15 protein-coding genes are annotated in these 18,406 nt (G+C 29.5%); 3 read left to right on the top strand and 12 right to left on the bottom strand.

Features of this window, described 5'->3' with window-relative positions:
* Positions 1 to 24 precede the first annotated feature (24 nt).
* Positions 25 to 645, top strand: coding sequence for an L-threonylcarbamoyladenylate synthase (locus BMX42_RS01855; protein WP_091308776.1), 621 nt, complete (start codon positions 25 to 27; stop codon positions 643 to 645).
* A gap of 68 nt (positions 646 to 713) precedes the next feature.
* Here BMX42_RS01855 and BMX42_RS01850 read toward each other — a convergent pair whose 3' ends face one another.
* The 5 genes from BMX42_RS01850 to prfA form a co-directional block, all read right to left on the bottom strand.
* The gene (locus BMX42_RS01850) at positions 714 to 1,646 is read right to left on the bottom strand and encodes a LysR substrate-binding domain-containing protein (protein ID WP_091307605.1); all 933 of its coding nucleotides are present in this window, start codon (positions 1,644 to 1,646) and stop codon (positions 714 to 716) included.
* A 120-nt stretch (positions 1,647 to 1,766) separates the two neighbouring features.
* Complete coding sequence (locus tag BMX42_RS01845; protein WP_091307602.1) at positions 1,767 to 3,905, bottom strand: DUF5723 family protein; 2,139 nt, start codon at positions 3,903 to 3,905, stop codon at positions 1,767 to 1,769.
* A 375-nt stretch (positions 3,906 to 4,280) separates the two neighbouring features.
* Positions 4,281 to 5,438: a T9SS type A sorting domain-containing protein gene (locus tag BMX42_RS01840; protein ID WP_091307600.1), complete on the bottom strand. Its 1,158-nt coding sequence runs from the start codon at positions 5,436 to 5,438 to the stop codon at positions 4,281 to 4,283.
* Between the two features lie 88 nt (positions 5,439 to 5,526).
* Positions 5,527 to 6,282, bottom strand: coding sequence for a LuxR C-terminal-related transcriptional regulator (locus BMX42_RS01835; protein WP_091307598.1), 756 nt, complete (start codon positions 6,280 to 6,282; stop codon positions 5,527 to 5,529).
* Positions 6,283 to 6,448: 166 nt separating this feature from the next.
* Complete coding sequence (gene prfA, locus BMX42_RS01830) at positions 6,449 to 7,522, bottom strand: peptide chain release factor 1 (RefSeq protein ID WP_091307592.1); 1,074 nt, start codon at positions 7,520 to 7,522, stop codon at positions 6,449 to 6,451.
* 189 nt (positions 7,523 to 7,711) lie between these two features.
* Here prfA and BMX42_RS01825 point away from each other — a divergent pair, with 189 nt between their 5' ends.
* Together BMX42_RS01825 and BMX42_RS01820 are read left to right on the top strand one after the other, a co-directional pair.
* On the top strand, positions 7,712 to 9,952 hold the full coding sequence (locus tag BMX42_RS01825; RefSeq protein ID WP_091307588.1) for a TonB-dependent siderophore receptor: 2,241 nt from the start codon (positions 7,712 to 7,714) through the stop codon (positions 9,950 to 9,952).
* Between the two features lie 38 nt (positions 9,953 to 9,990).
* A complete protein-coding gene (locus tag BMX42_RS01820) occupies positions 9,991 to 10,536 on the top strand; it encodes a PepSY-associated TM helix domain-containing protein (RefSeq protein ID WP_091307584.1) in 546 nt (181 codons plus the stop codon).
* Positions 10,537 to 10,607: 71 nt separating this feature from the next.
* Here the strand turns inward: BMX42_RS01820 and BMX42_RS01815 are convergent, their stop codons facing one another.
* From BMX42_RS01815 to BMX42_RS01785, 7 genes are all read right to left on the bottom strand, one after another.
* Positions 10,608 to 11,078 carry a helix-turn-helix domain-containing protein gene (locus BMX42_RS01815; RefSeq protein ID WP_245748199.1) on the bottom strand — a complete coding sequence of 157 codons (471 nt, stop codon included), beginning with the start codon at positions 11,076 to 11,078 and terminating at the stop codon, positions 10,608 to 10,610.
* Positions 11,079 to 11,281: 203 nt separating this feature from the next.
* Positions 11,282 to 11,782 carry a YdeI/OmpD-associated family protein gene (locus tag BMX42_RS01810; protein ID WP_091307580.1) on the bottom strand — a complete coding sequence of 167 codons (501 nt, stop codon included), beginning with the start codon at positions 11,780 to 11,782 and terminating at the stop codon, positions 11,282 to 11,284.
* A gap of 80 nt (positions 11,783 to 11,862) precedes the next feature.
* Positions 11,863 to 14,157 (bottom strand): hypothetical protein, encoded by a 2,295-nt coding sequence (locus BMX42_RS01805; RefSeq protein ID WP_091307577.1) that lies wholly within the window; start codon positions 14,155 to 14,157, stop codon positions 11,863 to 11,865.
* Positions 14,117 to 15,184, bottom strand: a complete 1,068-nt coding sequence (locus BMX42_RS01800; protein ID WP_143055592.1) for a hypothetical protein — start codon at positions 15,182 to 15,184, stop codon at positions 14,117 to 14,119. The genes BMX42_RS01805 and BMX42_RS01800 overlap by 41 nt, the downstream gene beginning before the upstream one ends.
* A gap of 112 nt (positions 15,185 to 15,296) precedes the next feature.
* The gene (locus BMX42_RS01795; protein WP_091307572.1) at positions 15,297 to 15,686 is read right to left on the bottom strand and encodes a hypothetical protein; all 390 of its coding nucleotides are present in this window, start codon (positions 15,684 to 15,686) and stop codon (positions 15,297 to 15,299) included.
* Positions 15,687 to 15,787: 101 nt separating this feature from the next.
* Entirely contained in the window at positions 15,788 to 16,615 is an 828-nt protein-coding gene (locus tag BMX42_RS01790; protein WP_091307570.1) for a hypothetical protein, read from the bottom strand.
* 144 nt (positions 16,616 to 16,759) lie between these two features.
* The gene (locus BMX42_RS01785) at positions 16,760 to 18,226 is read right to left on the bottom strand and encodes an aminoacyl-histidine dipeptidase (RefSeq protein ID WP_091307568.1); all 1,467 of its coding nucleotides are present in this window, start codon (positions 18,224 to 18,226) and stop codon (positions 16,760 to 16,762) included.
* Positions 18,227 to 18,406: the final 180 nt, after the last annotated feature.

Below are 18,406 nucleotides of genomic sequence, written 5' to 3'. Positions count from 1 at the left end.
GGTATAAAAAAATCTAAAAAAATTATGGCAGAATTTCTAAAAATTTACGAAGATAAACCTAGCGAAGCTGCTATTAAAAAAGTGGTTGAGGTTTTAAGAAATGGCGGATTAGTTATTTATCCAACTGATACTGTTTATGGTTTAGGTTGTGATATTACCAATTCTCGTGCGTTGGAAAAATTAGCTAAAATCAAAAATGTGAAGTTGGAAAAAGCCAATTTTTCTTTTGTTTGTAGCGATTTAAGTAATATTTCCGATTACGTGAAGCAAATTGACACGGCTACATTTAAGATATTAAAACGCGCTTTACCTGGTCCATATACTTTTATTTTACCAGGAAATAATGATTTACCAAAAGACTTCCGTAAGAAGAAAACTGTCGGGATTAGAGTTCCAGATAATAATATTGCTATTCAAATTGTGGAAATGTTAGGCAATCCAATTGTGTCAACTTCTATTCATGATGAAGATGAGGTAATTGAATATTCTACCGATCCAGAATTAATTTTCGAGAAATGGCAAAACCAAGTCGATTTAGTTATTGACGGTGGTTATGGAGAAAACGTAGCTTCAACCATTATTGACTTGACCGGTCACGAACCGATTGTGGTGAGAGAAGGAAAAGGTGATGTGAATATTATTTAGTCTCAGTTTTCAGTCTAAGTCTCAGTTTTTATTAACTGCTTACTGTAACTGTAAACCGAACACTTAATCTACCTCGGACTCACAATTTCCACATCGCTAAACGCAATCGCACCACGAACTACACCTTGAATGGTGGTTTTTAACGCATCAATAATATGAATTTTTAATTCGTTTTTAGAGAAAATTAAACTCACTTCTCTTGATGGTTTTGGGTTGGCAAATTGTTTTAGTTTCGCTTTGTTTTTGTCGTTTAAATCTAACGTATGTAAATAAGGAAGAAGTGTTGTTCCTAAACCTTCATCAGATAGTTTAATTAAGGTTTCGAAGCTTCCGCTTTCTAATTGGAAATGGTTTTCACCAATGAAATTATTCGTTTTACATAAATTCAAAACACTGTTTCTAAAACAATGTCCGTCTTGTAAAAGCAATATTTTTTCGACATCTAAATCGGCAACTTCAATTTCTTTTTTAGCATGATTTTGACTGTTTTCAGGAATATAAGCTACAAAAGGTTCGTAATACAATACAATTTCTTTTAGCTTTTCTTCGTCTAAAGGCGTAGCTGCAATGGCACAATCTAAATGCCCATTTTTTAATTTTAGGATAATATCTGCCGTATTTAATTCTTCAACGATTAAGTTTACTTTCGGATATTTTTTAATGAAAGTATTCAAAAACATTGGTAATAAGGTTGGCATAATTGTAGGGATAATTCCAATGCGGAAATCGCCACCAATAAACCCTTTTTGTTGGTCAACAATGTCTTTAATTCTATTAGCTTCGTTAACGATGTTTTTCGCTTGTGTTACAATTTTATTTCCAACATCTGTTAAACCGATTGGTTTTTTAGTTCTATCAAAAATTTGAATACCTAATTCCTCTTCCAATTTCTGAATTTGCATACTTAAAGTGGGTTGAGTCACGAAGCATTTTTCGGCTGCTAGTGTAAAATTTTTGTTTTCAGCAACAGCTAAAACGTAATATAATTGGGTAATTGTCATTGTATCAATATTTGTGATAAAAGTAAATATTTTGATTGTAAAAAACTATTGTTTAGGAAAAGTTTATAAAAAAACTCTTTCCGTTAAGAAAGAGTTTTAGTTAAAATATTGATTATAAGCTTATTGAACAACTTTAATTTCGACTCTTCTATTAGCCGATTTTCCAGCAGTAGTTTTGTTAGAAGCAATTGGTTTTGCTGCTCCAAAACCTTGTGAACTCAATCTGTTTTCGCTAATTCCTTTAGAAATTAAATATGTTTTAATAGCTAAAGCTCTTTCAGCTGAAAGCTCTAGGTTCTTTTCTGGATTTCCAACATTATCTGTATAACCTTCGATGCTAAAGTTAGTTGCTTCATATTCTTTCATAATTGCAACCATTGAATCTAAATTTGCATAAGAATCTGCTTTTACTGTAGCTTTTCCAGAATCGAATAAAACTGATTTAGAATAGTCGTTTAATTTTTTAATTACTTTAGTATCAATAACTGGACAACCATAGTTTTCAATTGTTCCCACAACATCCGGACATTTGTCATCTTTATCTAATACTTTGTCGCCATCTTTATCTGTATAAGGACATCCATTATTGTCTTTTTCTCCAAATAGAGTAGGGCAATTGTCTAAATTATCTGTAACACCATCTTTATCTTCGTCTCCCCAAGGGCAGCCTTTGTTTTCAACTGCTCCTACAACATCTGGACAAGTATCGTCTTTATCTAAAACAGTATCTCCATCTTTATCAGTCCAAGGACAACCATTGTTTTCAGTTGGACCGAATTCTTTTGGACATTTGTCTAAATTATCTGTTAATCCATCATTGTCTTCATCACCCCAAGGACAACCTTTATTTTCAACAGGTCCAGCCACATCTGGGCAATTATCATCTGTATCATTGATTCCATCGAAATCAATATCTTTAATTTTGCTATGGTAAATTGGAATTTTTAATCCTAAATGTACATCTAAAGCTTGAGTTTCAGAAAGCATTGCGCTAACAATTGAACCAGAACCTACAAATAGAGGCCCAGCTCTAAAGCCAAAACCAGCTTGTAATCCTGAATATTCTAAATAACTAATTGGAACATATAAACCTAACCATTTTACTTCATAACGTGGCGTTAAACTTACGTTATTGTTGATGTAAGAAGAGTTTTTGTCTTCAGCTGCAACTACACTAAAATCAGTATTTAAGTTTAAGTAAAAACGCTTGTTCATTCTCCAATCTGCATTTAAATGTACAGCAGTTGGTAATTTAAATTTCACTGATTTTGTTTCTGACAATTTTGTATATAAATTATCAAAACTTGGATCAGCATCGTATTCTGCATCAGTATAAGAAGTGTTTACATTATAAGTATTTATAATAGCATCTTTGTATTTTATAGACCCAATATCAGTAATAGAAACTCCTAATTTTAATTTGTATTTGTTTTGATCTTTATGATAGCTTTTTCCACCTTCTTTATTAGTATATTGGTAGTTAGAATAATCAGGACGAAATTCGTAGGTAAAACCTAAATCGGCACCAAAACCACTTCCAGTATTTTCTGTTGGATCATCAAAATCATCAAGAGAAGTAATATTTCCTGATTCTAAATATCCAGAAGATGAAGTTGTACTAGTATTTGGATCACCAGTATAATTATAATCAATATTGATATTGTTTGCTTTTGCATAACCTGTAAATCCTCCGTATAAATATTTTGCAGATAAACCTCCTTTTAAGAAATGTTGTCCTTTATCCATTAAAATTCTAGCATAAGAAACGCCAAATTCTGCCCAAGCATTAGCAGCAATACTAAAATTTTGATTGCTTACATGGTAGTTTTCATTAATATCTTCTTGAATATCATTTAAGGCTTGACCGCTAATATTACTTAAATGTGTAATACTTCTAGCTCTTGTAAATAAGGCTAATGAGCTAGTTTTGTTTAAATTGAACATGAATGATGGTCCAAGAACGTCAACATTAATTAAAAAATTATTTGAATCAGTTGGATATTGTTTCCCATCTCTTTCAAAATCGTAATCGCTTTTAAATAGGTCGCCAAATTTTGCACCATAATAATCGTTTGTAAGTAATCCACTAACAGAAGCTATATTGATGTCAGATCTAAATCTAGAATCGACAATATTAGCAGGATTGTTAATTACTGAATGAACTCCAGAATAGTTATCATTTAAATAACCAAAGTAACTTTGTGCGTTAGCATAACAAACACTTAAGAAAGTAATTGCGATTAGAATTTTGTTTTTCATAGAAGTGATTTAATATTAGTAAAAAATAACGATATAAATAGTGTTAATATTTAATTTTAAATGCAGGTAGATTAAAAATGCTTCTATTTACCTCGTTATATAAACGAAATGATATAGTAAAGTGAAAAGTTTCGAAATTTCGAAAATTCTATAAGTTCTTGAAATACAACTAAAAATTGTATCAAAAACTAAAGTTACACAACAAATTTAATTTTAGATTTTGGGGCTTCTAAAATATATTGAAAAGAATCTGAAGTGTCTTTGTAATGCGCTTCAGATTCTTTAATTTTTTAGTCTTAACAACTATTATAATTAGTTGGCAAATTTATGATTTTTTTCTGGTATAAAGCAATCACAATTCAAAACTAAATTGTTTTATTTTTTAATAAATTTACTTGTGAATTTTTCACTTTCAGAATACACTTCAATTATGTAAAGTCCAGTTGTTAGTTTTTCTACATCAATTTGTGTAAAATTTTGGTCTTGTTGGATTACTGTTTTTCCAGTGATATCTATTATCTTAACTTCGTTAACGGTTATTTCGTTTGACAAATCAAGGTTTAGAATAGAAGTTGTTGGGTTTGGATACATTTTAATACTTTCGTTTGAAAAATTAGATGTTCCAAGAGTTGCATTAGTTATTTTTAATATTCTCCCTTGTTCTTCTAAAGTCATGTATAATGTGTTTCCAATAAGAACAACGTCTCTGAAATTAGCAAGATATGGATTTCCGTTAAACGTGTCTTGATAAGTTGTTTGATTACCTACATAATCTAAAGTACCTATAGGATTGTTAACATCTATTTTCTCAATTTCATGAGCATTTGTAACATATAAATAACCAGTTGAAGTAATAAATATTCCTTTATTGAAATTTAAATCTGTTGTATTTAAATAGTCAACCGGAGCTGGAGAACTAGCAGATAAATCAAATTTAATAATCTTTTCAGCACCACCTGAAGAGATATAAAGTACATTATTGTAAGCTTCAACATCATCAACAGGAACATCGTTTAAACCTATGTTTGCATAGGCTAGAGCTGGAGTAGGAGTAGTTTGTGTAGCATCAAAGCTATAGATATTTGTAGAATAAACATCTGGTGCAGTTTCTATTTCATTGGAAAAATACATGGTGTTTCCAACTAAGGCTATTGATGCGATAAAGTTTGGTGAGCTAATAACAGTTTGTGTTCCAGCTGCAATATTAGTTACATCTAATTTTACAATTTGCATTCCAACAAAAGTATCGGTTGATTCAATCCAGTTTTCAACTAAGATGAATAAGCTATTGCCTAATTTCTGAGTTTTATAGGCATAAAAATTGGCTGGTAATGTGTAAATTAAAGTTGCAGATGGTGTTCCTGCAGTAGTGTCAATTGTGTAAATATCTTCCCAACCATTTAAATAAATAGTAGTTCCGTCTACTGTCATTTTTGTTGGACCATTTAGTCCTGACAGATATTCTGTTGCAGTTTGTGAAAAGGAAGAATTAACCGATAAGATTAAAATAAATAATAGAGTAATTTTTTTCATAATGTTTGATTTATAGTTGTATCAAAATTATGAAAATGAAGGTTTTAAATCAATACACCAAAAGGAGTATAGTTTGAGTTGTACATCTCTAAATTATTCCCTGAAGGATGCAGTTTTTTATGAGTTGAGCCGTGTTTTTAGAATCGGATTTTGCCAAGATATTATTACGATGTTTCTTTACAGTTAATACACTAATAAATAGTTTTTCAGCTATTTCTGCATTACTTAATCCGTTCCCTATTAGTTTAATGATATCAATTTCTCTTTTAGAAAATTCTTTTAATTCTTGATTTTCTTCATCTGGATTTAAATTCATAAATGAAGGTTCACCATTTAATCCAATAAATGATACTTTAAACGTATTAAGAGTACTTAAGTGATCAATGCGAGTGTGAATATTTAATGATTTTCCTAAACCGCCATTATCATCCATGGAAAGCATAAGTGATTGATGATTAAATAGAGTATAATCTCCATTTTTTAGTCGAAATCTAAAACTATAACTAATTTTATAATTTAACATTTTTTCATGACCTATTTTTTTATAAAAAAAATCCATGGAAAATTTTTCTGCTTTTGCCACAAATTCTACATCATCTGGATGAATAGCGTCTAATATTTCATTAAATGAAACAGTGTCACAATCAAATCCATGTATTTCAGAAATTGCTGGACTGGTATGTGAAACAGACATATCAAAAAAATCAATGATATAAAAGTAGAAAGGTCCCGTACTAATTATTGAATTCGTAAGGTCTTTAAATGAAATCTGTGATGATTTTTTAGTTTTTGAAATCCTGTTGGGTTCCCAAACATTATAAAGGTTTTGAATTTCTGGAATCATAAAGTTTTCTTTATAATCTCAAATATACAAAAAAATATTTGTAAATATTTATGTCACAAAAATTTATGGTTTAGAAAAGGTCATAAAAAAAACTCTGAAGTAAATCAGAGTTTTTATATATTCTATTTTAGAACTTTGTAAATCGTAAATCCCAAATCCCAAATAATTAATATACTTCCGATTCTTTTAATTTTTCTGTATTGGCTACTAATTGTAGTTCGTCAATAAATTTATGAATTTTTCCTGACATCACACCATCCATATCAAAAACATCTACACCAATTCTATGATCAGTTACACGACCTTGTGGATAGTTATAAGTTCTAATTTTTGCTGAACGGTCACCAGAACTTACTTGAGAAGTACGAGTTTTAGCGTCTTCTTCTTGTTTTTTAGCTAATTCTTGTTCGTATAAACGAGAACGTAAAACTGTTAAGGCCTTATCTTTATTTTTATGTTGTGATTTTTGATCTTGACATTGTGCTACTAATCCAGAAGGAATGTGCGTTAAACGAACTGCCGATTTTGTAGTATTTACAGATTGTCCACCTGGTCCAGAAGAACAGAAGAAATCTACACGAACGTCGTTCATATCAATTTGTACATCAAATTCTTCAGCTTCAGGTAAAACCATTACAGTTGCTGCAGAAGTATGCACACGACCTTGTGTTTCTGTTTGAGGAACACGTTGTACACGGTGAACTCCAGCTTCGTATTTTAAAGCACCATAAACATCTTCACCAGTAACTTCAAAAATAACCTCTTTAAATCCACCAGAAGTTCCGTCACTCATGTCAACTACTGAACATTTCCAACCACGACCTTCACAGTATTTCGTATACATTCTGTATAAATCACCTGCGAAAATTGAAGCTTCATCTCCTCCAGTACCAGCACGAATTTCCACCATTACGTTTTTAGCATCTTCTGGATCTTTAGGAATCAACATAAATTTGATTTCTTCTTCCAATTGAGGTAAACGTTCTTTAGCTTCATCTAATTGCATTTTAGCCATTTCCACCATTTCGGCATCAGAACCATCAGCAATTATTTCCTGCGCTTCTTTAATATTTGAGTCAAGGTTTATATATTCTTCACGTTTTTGAACTAACGCGTTTAAACTTTTGTATTCTTGATTTAACTGCACATAACGCTTCTGGTCGGCAATAACATCAGGTTGAATGATTAAATCTGATATCTCGTCGAAGCGTTGTTTTACGTATTGTAATCTGTCTAACATCTTTATTCTTTATTTTTCGACTGCAAAGTTACAATTTTAGTTTAAAGATTAAAAATTAAAATTTTAAAACTTTTTTCTTTTGATTATCAGTAAGTTAGAATTATTATTTTTATTTGTTCTAAATAAACTTGTTTTTTTTAAATCTGCGTTTTACTTTTGCACCACTATTTTAAATTATTCTAAATAAAAATGAAAAAGTATATACTACTATTCGCACTAACAATTCAAGCAAGTATTTCATTTGCACAAAATCAAAATTCTTCAAATGACGTTTCATTAGAAATTGAAAATGATACAGTTAAGAAAAAAGGGCAAGTAATTGAAGAAGTAGTAATTACTTCAAATCGTATTAAAAGAACTGGTTCAGTTGCAAAAACTGGAATTAGTGTAAAAGATTTACCTCAAAGTATTCAAGAAATTGGTAGTGAAGTTATTACGCAACAACAGTCTGTTCGTTTAAGTGATGTTGTGAAAAATATAAATGGAGTTTATGTTTCTTCAGCTCGTGGTGGTGCACAAGAATCTTTTTATGGTAGAGGTTATGATTTATCAGCTAATAATATGTTTAAAAATGGTTTTCGTTTTAATAGCGGTTCTATCCCAGAAGTTTCTTCATTAGAAAAAGTAGAAGTTTTAAAAGGAAGTGCAGCTTTATTATTTGGTAATGTTTCTCCAGGTGGAATTTTAAATATGGTAACAAAAATGCCAAGTTTTAAAAGTGGTGGAGAAATTGGTATGCAAATGGGAAGCTATTCTTTTTACAAACCTTCAATTGATTTTTATGGACCTTTAAATAGTTTTATTGCCTATCGTTTTGTAGGTTCTTATGAAAATTCTGAAAGTTTTAGAGATGTTGTGAAAAAAGAGCGTTACTATTTAAATCCTTCATTTCTTTTCAAATTAAGTAGTAAAACTGAAATGGTTTTACAAGGAGACTTTATGAACGATAACTGGACACCAGATTTTGGTACAGGTATTATTGGAAAGAAAATTTTAGACTTGCCACGTAATGCTTATTTAGGTGCAACATGGTCAAACGGTAATACAAAACAAACAACTGTCTCTAATTTATTAACTCATACAATTAACAGCAATTGGAAATTTAATTTTAATTCTTCTTTCCAACACTTTAATAGAACGTCAAAAGGTACTGAACGTGTGCAACCATCAGAAGGTACACCATTAGTAGAATATGGTTATTGGAAAAGACCTTTAGGACAAAACAAAAACGTAGAAAAAATTGTTTCAAATCAGGCTAGTTTACAAGGTAATTTTAATACTGGTAAAGTGAAACATCAATTTTTTACAGGTTTAGATTTTGAAAATGCATTTACTGACGCTTATACTTTTGTATTTACACCTGCAACTTATGGTGAAGGAAATGTTTTTGATTTTGAAAACTTTGATCAAGGTGGTGCTATTCCTGATGCAAGAAACTCAAAAATTGTAAAAACGGATACGAAACGTTTTGGTGTATATGCGCAAGATTTGATTTCAATTACAGATAAAATTAAATTTTTAGGAGGTTTACGTTGGTCTTGGCAAGAAGCTCAAGCAGATACTTATAATTACCCTACTACAGGTGGAGAAGTTCTAACTGAAGGCGCAAAACGTAAAGATGTTGCTTTTACTCCAAAAGCAGGATTGGTTTATCAACCAGTTACTAGTGTCTCTATCTTTGCAAGTTATGCGAATTCATTTACTCCTAATTCTGGAACAAATGTAAATTTAGAAACTTTAGAAGCTTCAATTATTGACCAGTTTGAAGTAGGTGTGAAAAAAGAATTCTTTGATGGCAAATTAACTTCTAATGTTACTTTATACCAAATTGAAAACAGTAATTTAGCTCAAACCGCTGAATTTAAAGCTGATGGATCTTTAAATACAGATACAAGTATAAAAGTTTTAGGTGGAGGAACAAGAAGTAAAGGAATTGAAATTGACATTACTGCTAAACCAGTTGAAGGTTTAAATATTATTGCTGGTTATAGCTACAATGATATGCGTTATATTAAGACTTCAGGAACAAATGGAAGTTTCATTGAAGGAGATCGTGTGGCAAGAACACCTCAAAATACAGCTAACTTAAGCTTTTTCTACACTTTACCTTCTGGTGCATTAAAAGGACTTTCTTTTGGAGCTATCGGAAATTATGTTGGAGACCGTCTTGGTGGTTGGAATGACGATTATCAATGGAAAGAAGTCCCTTCTGGATCAGGAAATTACACAATAACTATCAGAGATCGTGATATTCCTATTGAAGGTTATACAACTGTTGATGCATCTGTAGGTTATACTTGGAAAAAATTGTCTGTATTAGTTAAATTATCAAACATTACTAATGAATTAAACTATACAGTTCACGAAAATTACAGTGTGAATCCAATTGCACCTCGTCAAGTATTAGGAAGCATAAAATATAAGTTTTAATTTCGCTCAAAATTTAAAAACAAAATCCAGTATATATTATGAAATTAAATAGAAGAAACATTCACCGCGATTTAGGTTATTTTTATGTAGGTTTAATTATATCATTTGCTTTTTCAGGGATTTTAATGAATCATAGAGAGCATTGGCATCCTGAAAAATATACTGTTGAAACTAAAAGAATAAATGTAAATCTACCTGAGAAAAGTGAGATTACAGAAGAATATGCTGAAAAGTTAGGTAAAGAATTAGGTATCGATGATAAAATACGTCGTCATAATGTAAAGAAAGGAACATTTAAAATTTCTTTTGAAAAACACGATGTAGAAATCGATATGGAAACGGGTGAAGGTGAAATTATTGCTTTCAATAAAACTCCAATTATTAGTCAGACTATGAAGTTACACAAAAGTACTTCTAACTGGTGGATTTACTATTCAGATATATTCGGAATTTCATTAATTACTATTGCATTTACGGGTGTAATTATGATTACTCATGGTAAAAATACGTTCAGAAGACGTGGTTGGAAATTGGCCGTAGCTGGTATAATTATTCCATTACTTGTTTTGTTTTTAATTGGATAAAAATTTTAAAGTTAGTTATAAAAAAAATCCGCTTTGAGTAATTTTAGAGCGGATTTTTTAATTATCTAAATTTAAATATTTTGAATTGTAATTCTTCTTTTTTCTTTTAATTCTTTAAAATGAGATGGTGATAATCCTGTTACTTTTTTAAATTGATTTGATAAATGTGAAACACTACTGTAATGTAGTTTATGAGCAATTTCTGAAAGACTATCTTCACCAAAAATAATTAATTCTTTTATTCGTTCAATTTTTAGGGCAATAATAAATTGTTCTATAGTTGTAGCTTCTACTTCAGAAAAGAAATTTGCTAAATAGGTATAATTTTGACCTAATTCTTCACTTAGCATTACAGAAAATTTAATATTAGGTCTTTCGTCAGATTTGTAAACATATTCAATCATGACTTTCCTTATTTTCTCAATTAAAACACCTTGTTTTTTCTCTAATAATTCTAAGCCTACTTTCTTAATTTTTTTGTTTAATATTCTCTTTTCCTCATCAGAAACATCTTCTTTTGTTTCTATTTCTCCCAATTCCACTCTTATGGCACAAATGTCAAGACATCAACAACAAAAGCTTTGCAGCTTTCACAAGCCATATTTTTTACATAAATTTTCATAGATTATTTTTATTCGTTACTTAAAAATTTATGCACCTTAAATTTGATACAGATTGTTTTTTTGCTAAGATATTCTTTTTCAGCTTTGTAATTAGGGTTTGTTTGGTTTAGTTTTAATTTTACTTAGAAGGGTTTTTCTCGTCCAATAAATTTTTCGTTACCCAATAAAAAATTAATGGCTTTTTGAACATTCATTATAATTTTTTCTTCCGATTTTAAAAATGAAATATATCGTATAATTTCTTTTTTTCGAGATGGTGGAAGTTTTTCAAAAACTGCGTTCGCTTCGGGATTTTCTTCAAGAGCTTTTTTTAGTAAAGAATGCATTTCTATTATTCTTTCTTTCGGGTCAAAGGCAATAGTAATTTTAATAGTTTCTCCGATCTTTTTTGGTGAATTATGCAACATTGTAGTGTTGATATATAAGCGCCATTCACCAGCATATTTGACTAACGTTTGTAAATAGGGTTTGTCATTTATCGTTCCGAAAATTGGAATTGGACCTTTATTTTTATCAGCAATAATGAAAATATCGCTTAAAATTGTTTCTGGAACAGACACATACGGATTAATTCCAATAATTTTTAGTATTGCTGAAAAATTGTATGTTTTGTTTTCTTTCATGTTACTTAATCCTATTCTTTCAAATATATAAAATTTTCTACAAAAAAAACCTCGAAAAGTACTCTCGAGGTTTTTAGTTTTTATCTTCTAGCGTTGAAGTATTCTTCTAAATTTTCACAACCTGATAAGTCTTCATAAAAATCAGGAAATTCGGTCTTTAACTTTCTAGAATAGGTGTTGGTATAATCCACATAGCTTGACATTCGCAAACAAAGCGCTTTAAATTTATCTGTTTTGGCATGTTGATAGGCTAAATTATAATATTCAATTGCTTTTGTATTATTTCTGTATTCGTTTTCATCAACAAAAGATTCGCTATAATTTTCACCAGAAGTCCTCCAATATGTACTAAACACTCTTCGCATCATCCAACTATGTCCGTTTTGTCCCATGTTATAATAGCAATTGGCCAATAAAAAATAATAATAATCTCTATCTTTTGTAGCTGGATTATCAGCCAGTTTTTGATATTTTATCAAATGTTCTACAACTGAAAGCTTGGTTACAATATATTTTTCTTTGTGTTCAATAAAAACATCTGTATACTTAAAATCATAAAATGGATTTTCTTCAAATGAATAATATCCATCATAAAGACCTCTTTCCCAAGGATTATAGTTGTTTTCCCAATACGTTTTGTTTAACGATTTAAAGGTTTTTAAAGCCATATCTAACTGATTTTCTCTAATATATTTCGTACCTAATAAATCGGTTAAATATTCTTTGTTCTTTAATAAATCAGCATAAATAAATTTTTCAAAATCTGAGTTTTTACTTTTGTTTAAATTATTGACAATAATTTGTAAATCACCAGCAGAATATACAAAATCCAAATAGTCGAAATAGGTGTAAAACTCGGCTAAATTCCCTGAAGTTTTAATTCGGTTGCCTTGCCATTCCACATCATCATTAGTGTATTCTTCATTATAACTACCTTCCATTAAAGAAATTAAGGCTAAACCATCGGGTAAATTACCTTTAAATTCTAATTCTCTTCCTAAAGCAAAAATGAAACGCTCATCGTTTTTATATTTTAAAATGGTCGATTGAATTTCCGGTTTTATAATTGCTTTACCATTTTCTTGATTGGCTGTAATACAAAGTGCTTTTATTTTTTCAATTTCGGGTAAGCATTTATCTGTTTTATGGTTTTGTATAAACGAATTGCAATTTTGAATACAAGTAGCATAATTTCGTGTGATAAACTGTAAATTGATTTGAGCCGCCTTCCAAAGTATTGGATTATCAACAGAATTACTCGTAACAAAATTGATAAAGTTTAAAACTTCTTGCGCATACAAACGGTCTTTCTCAGAACGATTACGTAAAGTTACAGTTGTAATTATATCCTTATTATCGCCATAATAATAACCTTCAAATTCTGTTGAAGGTGTATAATTCGTATAATATGGCGTGTACACCCAATCTTCAATTTTATTGAGTTCTCTCAAAAGTAAGAAACCAAGTATTCCCGATTTCGGATTGTTTTTATAGATTTCTTTTAAGTAATCTAAATTTTTATCAATTTTTTGTACCGATGCATAGGCATAACAATTTGCAATTTCTTCTTTAGTTTTGGCTTGTTGTAATGCAATATTAAGTTTGAAATCGTGATGAAAATAGTAATAACTAGCATAAAATTTTTCTGGTGAATGTGCCATTAAATTGGCAATATCCACCATAGATTCACTTCTTTTCTGGCAAAAAATATGAAAAAACGAACTCCAATAGTATAAATAATCTTTTTTGCCGTTTTTAAATTGTGTGGCAAAAAGATTTTCAATGACATCAGCTCTGTTTAAATAGTGCGCTAATCGGATAGTTAGAAAGGCATATTTTCTTTTAAAATAAATATTCTTTTCATTATTGGTAATTTTGATAAGTTTATTTAAAAACGCAATTCTTTTGGTATCTATATTAACGGTTTCTCTTTCCCATAAATCTTCATTATATAATGTATTTACTGCCTCACAATTTTTAGCTATTGCTAGATAAGCAATAGCATCATATTTCTTATTTTGATACAAATACTTAATAAAAGCATTATTGCTGTTTTTATTGATATCTGTTACATTCATAGTATAATTGAAATGTTCTATTTCTGTAATACTTACTTTTTTAGAAGTATAAGTATACCAATCTAAAATATTGGCTTCAGGTGAAATGAAATTGCTATTTCTATTATAATTTTCATAGTCAAAATCAAAACCCCACAAGCTTGCATTATAATAAAAGGCTTTGTAATTGTAATAATTAAAGTATTCAGGTTTTAGTAACGAATATCTAATATCTTCACCATAAGGCGAATAACCACAAGCGAACGAAGTACTAAAATTACTTAGTAAAAGAACTGTAAAAACTAGAAATTTCTTCATTGTTGTATTTTTTGAAAGTACTTTGATCTAAATGAAATAAGGAAATAGTTGTGTTTTTATCTAACACCACATTCTTTTTAATTAAAGCAATTGCTTGGTCTAAAGTTGTTTTTGAAACGTCTTCGCATTTAATTTGGTCGCCAACTTTAAAGTAAGTGTCGTAATTTAAACTTGTATCTTTTGTGACTTCATACCATAATGGTTTTATAGGTTTTATAAATCCTTTTACATCTTCAGAACTAATATCAAGTAATTCTTCAAAATGATTGTTTTGGTATAATTGGGTCCAATAAAATACTGGAAGTGCTACATCTAAATGTTTAGGATAACTTCTTCTTTTGTCTAAATATTTTTTCAATTCATTGATGTCTAAAATAGAATTTTTGTCTTTTTCAGATAAGGGTTTTATTAAATTATAGCACATCAAACTGACTTTATCAACAGGTGGAATTCCCATTATTTCCGGGTATTTGTATGGATACAATCGAAGTGTACAACTAATTTGCTTGTGTGATAATTCCTTTATTTTTTTCAATAAATAGAAATACTTGTCTTTGGTAGATTTTGTCCAATCGCAATCAACTTGAATTTCATTGTAATTAAAAATAGTTTTTAATTCTTCTTTTGGATTGTATTCATTATATTCTTCTTTGTGATATTTGTCAATTAAGAAGACAATATTATCGGCCAATTTATCCAATGATTTTTCATCGTTATATTGGAAAATTCCATTTTTAATAAAAATAGTTGGTACAATTGTTACCGAATCTAAATCTTCAAGAGCATAAGTGCTTGGACTGTTTTTAGCAAATGGATAATTACCCATAGTTTCGCTATAGTCTATCTCAAAAAGTTTATAGTATATTTTTCTTACGTTTAACTCATTTATTTCCTTGACTGATTTATCATCGAGACTACTATCACTTTTCCAATAATAAAAAGCGCGTTCCACTTGTTCTACTTTATTTTCTTTGTTGCAGGAAGCGAGAAATAGCACACATACTATTCCCCAAAAATGTGTTTTCATATAAAATTTTTGGATTAATTGTTACTTGTTAAAATTATCAAAAATTATGCCCAGTTTTAACAAAAAAGAAAAACCCTTGAAAATATTTTTCTCAAGGGTTTTCTTATTCATTTTATTTAACTAATTCTGTTTTTTTAATTGTTAACTTGTAAGTATAAAATCTACCTTCATCTCTTTTGTTATAAACATTTTGCTCATAATCAGTAGCTTCAACAAACGCATTTCCTTTGCTATCAATATTTAGTGGTAAGTGCAATAATTTTTCCGCGTTTACATTGTCTCTATTAGCGGTGATTTGTTCAATAATACCGTTTTCAATTTTAACTGTTACATTAGTTGAATAGACATTATTTGTAAAACCTCTACCATCTCTATTGGCTCCTTTTTTAACCATTGCGTTGTAAGTTCCGTCTTTAACTAAATTGTCGTGATCGAAATAGGTAAATGATAATAATCCACACATTACAATACCAAGTAGGGGAAGTAATTTTAAATTTTTCATAATTATTAAGTTTAATTGGTTATGCTAAAAATACTACAAATATTGTGCCGTAAATCTGTAAAGATAAAATTAGTGTTATAGTTTTTTTTAGCGATTATACTTTACCAATATGTTATATCATATGTGGTTTTTTCAATTAATTTTTCTTTAATATATTTTTCTCGTGTAATAATATTTCCAATTTTATCATATATGTTTTTATAATGAACAATCTCTTTTACATTTCCATTAGTATCAAATTTAGTCAAATTTAATAAGTTTCCAGATTTGTCAAACTCACTCTTTGTTGAAATTTTGCTTTTTGAATCTTTTCGAATTGATTCTATTTTTATTATAAAACCATTTTTATTATAATATCTCTTTGAAGAATAATCTATTAGATTTTGATTTTCATCAAATCCTTTAATGGTAACCGTTCTGTCTTTATAGTTATTGGTTAATTTTTCAATGGAATTGCTTCTTTGGTAATCTGGATTGTGATTTGGAAAAAAAAACTTTTTTTCAATGGGGTTACACTTTGAATCATAAATTATTGTTTTTGAAAAATATAATGTATCATTTTCAATTTGATTATATTCTATAAGATTCTTTTTTTTATCATATTTATATTCAATCTTAGTAGATGAATTTCCGTTTTTTAAAATTGTTTTTTCTAATAAATTATCTTTATAATAATTACTTGTTTCAGCGGTAAATTTTGAATATTTATCAATTTGTTTTATAATGTTATTTTTCTTGTCAAAATACATGATGGAACTCCATCGGTTTATTATGGTGTCTTTATTGTTATCGGTATAATAAAAGTTTTTTGTTTTTATTTCCTTTATTTTTCCAATTAAATCTTGAGTATGATCCATTTGTAATTCTTTGAAAACAATTGGTTTACAAGAATATAATAATAAGATCAAGATTAAATAAATTGTTTTCATTTTTGTTTTACTAATTGAGAATTTGGTTTAAATTTATATTAAAAGTAAATATATAAAATTTCCTACAAAAAAACCTCGAAAAAAATAATTCTCGAGGTTTCTATTATTAAGTATTTTGACTTCGTAAATCGTAAATCAAAAATCTTAGTTCTTTACAGGAATGTTCTCCAAAATCTCTAATACAAATTTCCAGTATTTTTGAGCTGAAGCAATATTTGCTCTTTCATCAGGACTGTGTGCGCCTTTGATTGTTGGTCCGAAAGAAATCATATCCATATCTGGATAATTAGTTCCTAAGATTCCACATTCTAATCCAGCGTGACAAGCCACAACGTGCGCCTTACTTCCGTTTTGTTTTTCGTAAATTGAAGTCAAAACATCTAAGATTTCCGATTTTGCGTTGGGTGTCCAACCTGGGTAAGATCCTCCAAAAGTAACTTCGCAACCCATTAATTCAAAAGCAGAACGCAAGCCGTTAGCTAAATCAAATTTTGAAGTTTCAACAGAAGAACGCGTTAAATTTTCAACTTGTAATTTTCCGTTTCCAACTGTTACTTTCGCAATATTGTTTGATGTTTCTACTAAATTATCAAAATCAGCACTCATTCTGTAAACACCATTATGAGCAGCGTAAATAGAACGAACCATGTAAAATTGAGCCATTGGAGGCATCACTTTAGTTGGAGTAGTTGCCGATTTCTCAATAATGATTTCTAAGTTTGGTTCAGTAGTTTTGAATTCCGTTTTAATTTCGTTTACAATTTCTTGCATATCGAAAGTAAAAGCTTCATCATAAATAGGAGCAATAGCCACTTGCGCTACACTTTCTCTAGGAATTGCATTACGTAAACTTCCACCATTAATTGTTGAAATTTGTAAGCCAAAATCTTCAAAACCATTAAATAATAAACGGTTCATAATTTTGTTTGCATTTCCTAATCCTAAATTAATATCCATTCCTGAATGGCCACCTTTTAAACCTTTTACAGTAATTGTGTAACCCACAGAATCAGCTGGAGTATCTTCTTCATCGTATTCTGCAACAGCTGTTACATCAACACCACCAGCACATCCAATATCAATTTCGTCGTCTTCTTCAGTATCTAAATTTAAAAGAATTTCTCCTTGTAATAAACCACCTTTTAAACCCATTGCACCAGTCATTCCTGTTTCTTCGTCAATTGTAAATAACGCTTCAATAGCAGGATGAGGAATCGTTGTGCTTTCCAAAATCGCCATAATAGTAGCTACTCCTAAACCGTTATCAGCTCCTAAAGTAGTTCCTTTTGCACGAACCCAGTCACCATCAACATACATTTCAATACCTTGCGTATCAAAATCAAAAATAGTATCATTGTTTTTTTGGTGCACCATATCTAAATGCGATTGCATTACGATAGTTTTACGATTTTCCATTCCGGCAGTAGCAGTTTTTTTAATAATTACGTTTCCTACTTCGTCGTTAATGGTTTCAAATCCTAATTTCTTACCAAATTCCATCATAAAAGCAATAACGCGTTCTTCTTTTTTAGACGGACGAGGTACAGCGTTTAAATCAGCAAATTTGTTCCAAAGTTCTTTTGGCTCTAAATTTCTTACTTCTTGACTCATTGAAATATTGTTTGTTGTTATGTTTATTTCTTTTAACTTATCACTTTTGACTTATCCCTTTTTTAGAGAATGCCAAAGTTACAAAGTTTAATTTCTTTAGTAAATGAATTTCTAATTATATTTACATTTTAAAATTCATTTTGTGAAGAAAAAATATTTTTTGCCCATTTTTTTATTCGT

The organism is Flavobacterium terrigena (assembly GCF_900108955.1).
Taxonomy (GTDB): Bacteria; Bacteroidota; Bacteroidia; order Flavobacteriales; family Flavobacteriaceae; genus Flavobacterium; species Flavobacterium terrigena.
This window is presented reverse-complemented; position numbering and strand designations above follow the sequence as displayed.